The 10,404-nt window shown below is 49.9% G+C and carries 4 protein-coding genes; 2 read left to right on the forward strand and 2 right to left on the reverse strand.

Features of this window, described 5'->3' with window-relative positions:
- Positions 1-1,602, reverse strand: a 1,602-nt coding sequence (locus OXI60_01530; protein MDE0308500.1) for a DEAD/DEAH box helicase, incomplete at its 3' end; no start/stop codon positions are given.
- A 6-nt stretch (positions 1,603-1,608) separates the two neighbouring features.
- Entirely contained in the window at positions 1,609-5,427 is a 3,819-nt protein-coding gene (locus OXI60_01535; protein ID MDE0308501.1) for an ATP-dependent RecD-like DNA helicase, read from the reverse strand.
- A 539-nt stretch (positions 5,428-5,966) separates the two neighbouring features.
- Here OXI60_01535 and OXI60_01540 point away from each other — a divergent pair.
- Positions 5,967-7,427 (forward strand): amidase, encoded by a 1,461-nt coding sequence (locus tag OXI60_01540; protein MDE0308502.1) that lies wholly within the window; start codon positions 5,967-5,969, stop codon positions 7,425-7,427.
- A 254-nt stretch (positions 7,428-7,681) separates the two neighbouring features.
- On the forward strand, positions 7,682-10,129 hold the full coding sequence (locus tag OXI60_01545) for a TraM recognition domain-containing protein (protein ID MDE0308503.1): 2,448 nt from the start codon (positions 7,682-7,684) through the stop codon (positions 10,127-10,129).
- The last annotated feature ends 275 nt before the right edge of the window (positions 10,130-10,404 follow it).

Here is a 10,404-nt window from a genome sequence, read left to right on the forward strand (position 1 = left end):
ATGCGATAATCCGCTACGCAGAGCAACGGAATTACGCTCCAACGAAAACGCCTCAGTATCTGCTATTTCTAGTTCTTCCAAATTAATGGCGGATAATGAACCGTTGTTTCTATCCTCATTGGTGAATTTGTTGCTTTCGGAGTCTTCTATTTGTCCCAAATCCTCCCAAAACTGATCGTCGAACGCCTCATTACTTTGCCAAGCTCTTAACGCGGCGGTCAGCGAACTTGCCATTTGTCGTTGACGCATAATAATCGCAAACTGCGGTGCCTCCGATTCCTCTTGTCGATTATCCCAAAGATTGTTTGTCACCTTAGTGTAAATTGCTTGTTCGATTTCCGAAAAATTAACTGTAAGCACTTGGGGCTCTCTTCGAGCCTTGTTTTCAAGCACTTCTCGCTTGCGACTTCGAACCATATACTGACTTAGAAGCGATCTACTTTCCAACAATTTGGAAAACTCTATGCGACGCTCTGCAGTAATGTTCTTTCGTTCCAAATCGTGCTGAATTAGTTTCAACACGTCGTCGTCTTTGAAGTACGGTGATTTTCGAGCTCTGTTGATCGAGTCAGCAGCTCCTCTAAAGTCTGTCGGCTGATTCCGGAGACATCCGAAAGCTTCAACAATCGGCGCGTTTGCGTTTATTCTCTCCACGAATAGCTGCGAGTCGTAAAACTCATCTGGGTCAATGAGCCGCAATATCTGGTACAAATTATCGTTAGATATCTGAACAGGTGTCGCTGTTAGTAGCAAAAGATGATGTGCCGCTTCTCTGAGTAATCGTCCCAACCGATTGTTGGCGGTTTCAGGATTTCGCAAATAGTGCGCTTCATCAATTATTACTAAATCAATCAATGCATTCTCATTGATTGCTTTGTTTCCCTCCAACAATCGCGCCAAAATTGCTCTTTTTCCCTGGTAAGTTAAATCATCGTAGTTGCGCGGAGGGCGTATAGACTCGAAGCTAACGATATATTGGAATGCTTGTGAGTTTGATCGATTCTCCAGTATTTTCGTCAGCATTGATACGTTCGCGATCTCCGCTGAAATATTGAATCTTTGCCGAAGATCGCGTTGCCACTTTTCGCGGAGCATGGCAGGACAGACCACAAGCAAACGCCGGGCGTCTTCGCGCGCCTGTAACTCTTTCCATATGTATATCGCTTCTATTGTCTTTCCCAGACCTACCTCATCAGCGATTAGCAGTCGACCTACCGGTGATTCTACAAATCTCAATACTGCTTTGAACTGGTGTGGGAAGAATTCCGTATTGCTCGCCTCCATCGAATAGAAGATATTTGTCAATTCTCCCTTGATTTTTTCGAATGCTAGTACTCGTCGTAGATCTGATGCGTCGCCGAATCTTCCAGAGGCTAGAATGTCAAACAAGTCATCAATAGGCTCGAAGAGTTCGAGTAAATCATAACTCTTGTATTGTTTTTCGTTGGGACCAAAATCGATTTGAACTAGCGTTTTGCTACCTACTAGTTTTGTCGTACCTGTGGTTGTTCCGATGCGGCCAGGCTTATCTACCAATCGAACTCTCTGACCAGGCACTGTCGGGTCCCAAGAATTTGGGTGTTTCAAAGGTGAGGTTGTCATGCAGTGCTATCTTTCAGATTGCCAGGGACTACTTATCTTTTCAATCTCTGCTTCGATTTTTAAGGAATCAATTCCTCCATCTTTTTGGTCGTAAGTAACAATTAAAGTGCCTCTTGTTCCGCCGTCCTCTTCGATGGGTTGAATGCCCTGCTGCATATACCATGCTTTTTTCTGTTCCCAATTTCGTCGGTACTCGGGATGACTTAGCATTCCGCAATGTTCCCAATAGTAGGTGATTCCTGTGTCATCGTCTTCAATCGTAAAATCGGGAAATTTCACAATGCCATCAATTTCCAACGGATGCTCGTAGTGGTAGTCTATCTTTTTGGCATGTAACAAATTAGCAATTATCACCTCCGACTTGGAACGTACCAGTTCACCTCGACTTGTACGGTGAATCAGTCGTTCCTCAAAAAACTTATCGCTGACGGTAACTAACTTCGGTGGATAAAACAAATTCGTAATACGGGTAGCAGTTGCCGAATACCGTTCATTTGTTAATTGTTGCAGCTCAGCGGGTGATCCCTGATGCAGTATTACCACCTTCCGTTTCTGCCGTGTCAGGGCAGTGTATATCAACTCACGAGTCAGGAATAGTTGTGTGTTCGGTAGTATGAAAAACACAACGTCAAACTCGCTACCTTGCGCCTTGTGCACAGTTAAAGCATATGCCAGTTCGAGTCCAGCCTCACTATCGTCGTCGAAATCAGATTTCCAAAACTTGAAGACTTGACCAATTTGTGTCGAGAATTCAATTTCCAATGTATTGGGATTGAAGTTACGATATTTTGTCCTTCGATGCCCTACAACGATTCCAATTTCCCCATTAGCGAGATAACCGGCACTGGTCGGTTCAGGAAAAATACGTTTCTTCCATATCGACCTGTTACGGTTATTCATCACCTTGTCACCATAGATAATTTGATGATCACCCATTGGAGCCGCAATGTTGCGATATTTACCTGAGTTCTTGGCTTTCTGGATGTCCCTTCCTCTATAACTCAGATGAACCATACGGTTTATGGAATCCACTCCCCAAGGCCATTGCCGTACCGGGCTCAGTATTTGCCAATGTTCGGCCCTACTGCCTGCACTCGAGTCACTTTCATTCCGCATTCTGTTAAACCATGCAGAGCCATTGCTGTCGAGATTCGCACCCAAACTGAGAGCGAAGGACTGGAACTCCGACCTCTCAGAATCAAATTCAAGCGTCTCTGCTAGTGACTTTGATAGCAACTTTTCGAGTTTATCAGCCGTTTCCCATTGGAGGTACTGTAAGTTCTTGCTGTTACGTTGACCTGATAGAATCTCGAATGCAGTATCGTCACTGGGGTTAAGCGCACCCCCACCGAACCAAGTGGCCAATTGCAAATCATCGTGCTCCCCGACATCTTGACGTCGGGGAACGGTTAGTTCGGCATAGCCCACAGCTATGCGTGGAAACCGAGCTTCAATATCATCCGGACGTAGAAAAGCAATAATATCTGTAAACGGTCGTCCCGCGCCTATAGGCGGGAGTTGACGATGGTCTCCGACAAATATTAGGCGATGTACACCACTCAAAGCTTCCAAAAGTGCCGCTGTCATCTCCTCAGTGAGCATAGAGCACTCGTCAACAATGACTGTGCGCGCCACTCTTTCGCCAGATTGCCCTGTCATTCTATATCGACCGGTTACCCCGTCATAGCGAACTGGTTTAGAACGGACAAGGAATTGGGCGAGTGTATATGCCTGCAGATTTTGGATTCCAGCTTGCCGCGCCATACCTTCCATACGCACTCGAGCTTTGCCAGTTGGTGCTAACATCAGAACGCCGTCCTCGTATATTTCTGGATGGGTGCAAAGTACAGACAGTAATGTGGTCTTACCAGTTCCAGCAGGACCTATCAGCACCGAAAACCGCCTCGTCGCTAGTTCCTTTAAGGCTTCTACTTTCTCTTTCCTGGCTCTAATTTCCTCTTCTCGTTCAACTGGATCATCGGGTAATCGTTTAAGTTGCTCATCGAGTGTTTTTCGCCAGTCTGCGTCTATTCTGTGAGGTAGACTATTGACACGTTTCACAACCGTAGATTTAATCAATTCTCGTGTTTCAGCAAAACGTTCCAATTGGTAGGCACGATTTCCATCCGACATTTCTACAAGGCGGATTTTTCCAACGAAATTCTCGTCCTCAGCTACTGATAATAAGTCGGCGGTAACGTGCGTTTCACTCTCATCTCGACCCCTCTCCCCTTCGCTGAGATTGGTAATGACAGCGCTCTGAGGCATAAGGGTATCGCCACGTTCCGCTACCGTTTCCAATTCTCTTATTGTGAGTGCACAAAGACGACGACCATCAACTGCGGTTTTCATTCCAATAGTCTCTGACAGCGGAAAGCGTCTACGTAAAGAACCAATTGGGAAAATTCCGCGATCTACCGTGCCGATATCAACCGGATTATTCGTTAATCGGGTCGACTCGTATACGAGATATGGGTTTTGAATATAGTCTTCGTCAGCGGCATCAATACCATTCTGTTTCCTAATTTCTGGGATCGCCAGTATTTCAGCCTGAGTATCATTTAGATCAATTCGACAAAGTAACTCTAGAAACTGCTGACGGGTTGTATTTTGCAAACGTTGCCAACTCCTGATTACCGTGCTATCAATGTGCTCCAATAAACTCTCAGGGAAATGCTTGCTCGGGTCAAAGACTGCCTCTTGCCAGGCATCCCAAGGATTTCCGTCCTCACCTGATTTGTCGGTCATCTTTTGAGTCACAAAGTTGGCCATCGGCACGCCCATCGCACCGAGTACCGCGCCCATTCCAGGATAGGGACCGCGTTTTTTCCACAAGCGCCCAAGTTGTTTGTCTATCCAAGTTTCTTGGTGAGTTGTCGAAACATCGAACAATTCTCCGGCCCTGAGCAACGCTTCTCGGCAAGCCAGTAATGAAGCAATAGCTATATCGTCGCTGACATGTTCGGTCGCGTACGAGAATTCAGTGAAACTATTCTCCGGCGCGAATGCAACCACTTCAGCGGGATTAAACGCCCTGCCGTCATCCGACTTCTCAAGAGCTTTGTGGTAAGGCATAAGGAAGCCATCCGTAAAACCCGCCCTAATCGAGTGAGTAACCATACGTTCCCACATAAGGCTCCGAATATTTCCAGTAGTCGAGCCATCATAATCGTATTCAATTAAAGGGCCTAAATGTTGTACGCGTCCTGCACCAATAAGGACGCGCCTTCCACTATCCTCAACGAGAGGCACCTGTTTGGCGTAGAAAAATACAAGTGATTCGTTAGGCTGTACGTGGTTCCAGAAACAGTCAAGCAATTCGCGATGATTTCGATGGTCTTGGACCCAGTGCGTGCTGAAATTCAGTTTCGGCTCGTATGATAGGTCTACGTCCAGAGGAAACCTATTTATTAGTCCGCGCCCACCTTGTTTCTCGTCTCCGAAAACAACTGGTTTCATTAACCAGCGAAACGGCAATCCCGCTGCTGCGTATGCTGGGTACGCTAGACGGGTAGGTCTGAAATGCTGATGAGTTTCAGGTGAGGTTTTTACATAAGGGTGCTCGTGAAAGCGTTCTAGTGGAAAAGGAGCCATGAACGTTGCGCGTTCCATCACGCATGGTGGCAACTGATTCGCATCCATATCAACTAGAGACTGACCAGCAAGAGCTTGCTCCTCACTTTCATCTTTCAGATTTGCAATATTGATGAGCTTCAGACAGGACGTGTTCCGCTCAGGGTTCTTGCAGACAGTACCGTCCCATCCACTATCGTGCCAAGGTACACGAATGGAAATGTGCCGTAACGGATAAGACCAGTCACTCACAATCTAATCCAAAAAGGCAAGACTTCAATTTGTTCCAATCGACCTAGATTCACTGATTCAAAGAGTAGTTCAGCTCACAAAATTCTCAATCTTCTGTACTGAAGAAAGTTAATTCTGAGAGGCTTCCTACATTTGGCGATTCAATTACACATTTCTGATGAGTCATATAACCCACAGCATTTTACAGAAAACTTAACGTCCGATAGGTCAAATCAGATTCTCGTTCACCTGCCTTTCAGGATAGTCTCTCCCCCTTTTCGCCAGTACCTGGCATTGCGGTCATTGAAGATCTAGTGGAAACGGCTTTACAACCATCAAAGTACGCTGATGTAACTGAAATCCACAGGCGGATGGTGTGATGTTGCTCAGAACATCGGAATTACTGCCAAAAAAAGCCTCATTTGAAGATGTGGTTGCATTCAGTCAGCACTTCAGCACAAAATTATAGTTTACGAGAGCAGGCAATCGCCTGACTCTGGTTTCTAGCTACGGTACTTATCAACATCATTCCCCATCGCTATGCACAACAAGGCAGACTGATGTCGGATCGCGAACTTTGCTACCTCTCGGCGACAGACGCGCTCGCTCTTTTTGATCGCGGTGAGCTGTCGCCGGTTGAACTGATCCGGGCGCAGATCAGGCGCAGCGAATCCTTGCAGCCCAGGATCAATGCGTTTACCGATACGTTTTACGATCAGGCATTGGGTGCAGCGAGAAAATCGGAATCTCGCTACCTTGCCAAACGGGCGCGCAGGCTGGAGGGATTGCCGGTTGCCGTCAAGGACGAGTTTCGCCTTAAGGGAACCCGCAGAACCTCTTCGTCTTTAGTCTTTCAAGACCGTGTGGATCACCACTCTGATGTCGTCATCGATCGATTGCTGAGAGCTGGCGCCATTGCGATTGCTAAAACAGCGACGCCGGAGTTTTGCCTGCTTGGATCGTGTCACTCCCGCTTATTCGGTGTAACCCGCAATCCTTGGGACCCGCAACTGACTCCGGGTGGCTCGTCGGGCGGTACCGGTGCGGCATTGGCCGCCGGAATGGTCACGGTCGGCACGGGCACAGACATCGGCGGGTCGATTCGGATTCCCGCCGCGCAATGCGGCATTGTCGGCTACAAGCCGCCCTATGGGAGAAACCCGGAGGTGCCGGTATTCAATCTGGATTTTTTCAGCCACTCGGGTCCGATGACCCGCTCGGTCCGCGACATCGCTCTTTTGCAGAACGTCATGTCAGGACCGCACAACAAGGATGTCGCCTCACTTCGGAGCCGGGTCAGATTGGATGCCGGACCGCCTGCGAGAAGTCTTGATGGATGGAAAATCGCTTTCTCCATGGACTTGGGCTTCATGGAGGTCGACGATAGCGTGAGGTGCAACACGATGAGGGCACTCGACACCTTTCAATCTCTAGGTGCGGTTGCAGAGCAAGTGGAACTTGGCTGGGATGAAGAGATCATCCAGGCCGCGCAAACGTATTGGTCGCACAACTGGGCGGTGACGTTCTCACATCTTCTGGATACCCATCGCAAAGATCTGACCGAATACGCCGTGTACTTTATCGAGCGGGCGCGGGGGTCGTCATCCGCGCAATATCTGCGCGCGATGCAAGTCATGGTGGAAATGTACCAGACCTTCGGTCCGATCATGGACCGATTCGATCTATTTGTGTGTCCAACGTTGGCAACCAACCGGATACCTGCCGATTTTACCTGGCCGTCCAGCGAGGTCGAGATCAATGGGAAAGTCATTGCTGCTGACGAGGAACAATGGTCGCTGACCTATCCGTTCAACATGCTGAGCCGCTGTCCGGCACTTGCCGTGCCTTCCGGACTTGGAGATAACGGTGTTCCGACAGGAATCCAGTTGGTCGCACGCACTTACGCCGATCGCAAGGTGATCGAAGCCGGCAAAGCATTCGAAGCCGCGTCCGACGCCATGCCTGACTGGGACGTCATCGACTCGCATTTGGCGGGCGGTGTCAGTCAGACTGAACCGTAGATGGATGAGATCGGATGTGACGGGAACTGAACGTAAGACGCACTTCGGCTCCGTGCCGGATGGGATCCAAAGGGTTGAGGCCGATCCGAAGTTGAGAGAGTCGATCGGTCACTGAGCGGCGCAAGCGGAAATACATACGATGCAGATCATGCTGGTTCGGGGAGACGCTGGTGCCACATTCCGCCGACAGGCGCAGCGGACGAACAAATCAGTTTTGATATTCGTGATGCAATCGCCATAATGAACATCCGATCATGGATATTGCAGCAGCAATCGAAAGTCTGACCTCCTCTTTGGCAATCACAGAAGGCTGGTTGCTACAAATCACAGCACCCGTTGTACCTGTGTTGATGATACTGGGGCTGAGGACGCTGTTCATGTTCCGCAAGCATCATAGTTGGGTCACTTTCGCGGTGCGGTTTTTCGGCGGTGCGATTCCGCTTTGCATTGGGCTTTATTTTCTATCTGTCCTGGTCGGAAGCCAGGACATTCGGATTGTCCCGGGTGCCGGTTGGGGGATTTCCGTCAGTTTCGGCCTTGGTCTGGTCATTGGTGTCATACTTGCCTATATCGCAGGCCGAAAGTTTGAGCCTTGGTTGCTGGGGTATCTTGACAGGCGTGTCCGACGGGCTGGTCGTTGTGAATCGCTGACTGACATCCGCGAGGTGCGGCATGGATTCTCGGATCTGGCCGACGTTGACTTTTCGGCGCAGTTCGACAGCGCAGTCAAGAAGGATGCGATGTTTCTGGGGTTGGGACTGGATGGCGAGGAGGTCACGATCGATCGGCCGACATGGAAAAGCAGTCATGTGCAGATCATGGGGCCGCCTGGAACCGGCAAGGGGATGTTGGCGGGGATCACGCTGACGCAGTCATTGAAGTACGGTGATGCGGTTTTTGTCTTCGATCCCAAGCGCGACGAGTGGGCTCCAAGCGTGCTTCATGCGGCCTGTGAACGTGCCGGAGTGCCCTTCCGGTACGTCGATCTTAATGAGGCTGTCGCGCAGATCAATCCGTTGCTGAGTTCGACGTCGGGAGAAGTCGCCGAGATGCTGTATGCGGGGCTGGAACTGGGCCGCAAGGGTACTGAGGCGGATTTCTATCGTCTGGACGATCGGAAGGCTGCCAGGCTGGCAGCTGGTCAAGCGGGCGAGGATGCGCTTTCATTGAAGGAATTGGCCGATCGGGCGAAGTCTGTGACCGACGGCAGTCTGATGACGGGTGCAAAAGCGTTCTTTGCAGCGATTGACGAGGTGGCTGAGCTGCCATGCGTTCAAACCCGGGAAGGTGTGGATCTCTGCGCGCCGCTGCGCGGCGGTGGCTGCATCTACATCGTCGGTTCGATGCGCAATGATCCGATTGTCATACTTCAGAAAATGCTGTTTGTCAGAATCGTGCAGATCATCGAACGGATGCGGGAGCGAACACGGCATTGTTCAGTATTCCTTGACGAGTTCAAGTATCTGCTGAGTGTCACAGCAGTCAATTCTCTGGGTGCGATCCGGGACAAGGGTTGCAACATATTGCTGGCACATCAGTCGCTGGGCGACTTCGGCAACTGTGGATCGGATCTTTCTGAATCCGCGGTGGGATCAACGATCCTTGATACGACACCGATCAAATGGCTGTATCGCCCCGCCGATCAGGCTACCGCATCGTGGGTGTCCGATCAGAGCGGACGGATTTTGGTGGCAACGCAAAGAGCCGAGACTGCGAGAAATCCGGAACTTGCGGAATCGCTGTCAGAAGTCCGGCGTATCGGGGAGGTTGAGCGCAATCTGTATGATGTCAATACAGTGATGAGTATGCCCAAAGGGTGTGCGGTGTGTATCGGTGCCGGAATTGCGACACTGGCGAGAGCGAAAGCCATCCGGGTTGACAGGATGGATTTTCGTCCGACTCCGGCGGAAGTGGCAGAACCAGTTGGCATCAATGTTCTTAAGCGGATTACGGCATCGACGGTTGCTGACGATGATTGCGACACACCGTCGGAACCACTTTTGGATCAGGCGCCCGAGACGAGACTGTTGCGATTCCTGTTCGAGGAGACCTGGACTCATATCGACATCATCCGGGATCTGCTGGGGGACGGTGCGCAAGAACAATGGATGGAGCTGTTGGCGGCACTGGCTGAAGGAAAGTCAATCCGCTGTCATGAACTTCGGATCGGCTCGAGTTCCACGGGAGACTACTGGGGGATCACACGTAAGGGGGTCGACGAATACCAGTTGATTTCGGGAGTTACGGCGGATCGTCCGATATTTGTCAAGAAGATGCTGAATCCGAAGAGTGTCCTGCACCGCCTTGATCTCCAACGCCTGCGTCTTGTCGCGGAACGTGCCGGCTGGAGCCAGTGGCAGATGCAGAGGCCTGCGGGACTGCTGCAAAAGAGCGGGATTTATCCTGATGCGACGGTTCGGGATCGCAGCGGTGCCCGGGTCGCTATCGAAGTGGAGCGCAGTGTGAAAACCAAGAGTGACTATCGTAAGATTCTGCTGGGGCATCTTTTGGCGCGTCGAGCGCGACGGTGGGATTGGGTCTGCTATCTGAGTCCGGACCGTTCAATGGCAAAACGTCTTGAGCGGATTTTTACTGACATTGAAGAGGTGGACTATGAGGGAAGTCGTATTGAGATCGGTGAGGATCATCGGGCGGTATTTCAGTTTTTCAGCTATGGTGATGATTGGACCGAAAGCTCGTAAAAGAATGGGAAGCGTCCATTACGTTGCATTTTTGCAACATCTATTCGAGTCGCAGCGTATATTTTCGATATATTCGGTGACCTGCTTTAAATTGCGCTGTCATGCCCTATAAAATTACGACCGTAATAGTCAAATTTGACAATTTTTCAATTCATTGATTAAACCTTAGGAGTAAATCATGAAGAAACTATTTACAGTAACGTTACTCGCGGGACTACTGAGCATACCCTCAGTTGTACTTGCGGAGGCGACCTGGTACGGATCGATGCGGGCTG

The sequence above is a fragment of the Acidiferrobacterales bacterium genome, assembly GCA_028820695.1.
Lineage (GTDB): Bacteria > Pseudomonadota > Gammaproteobacteria > Arenicellales > JAJDZL01 > JAJDZL01.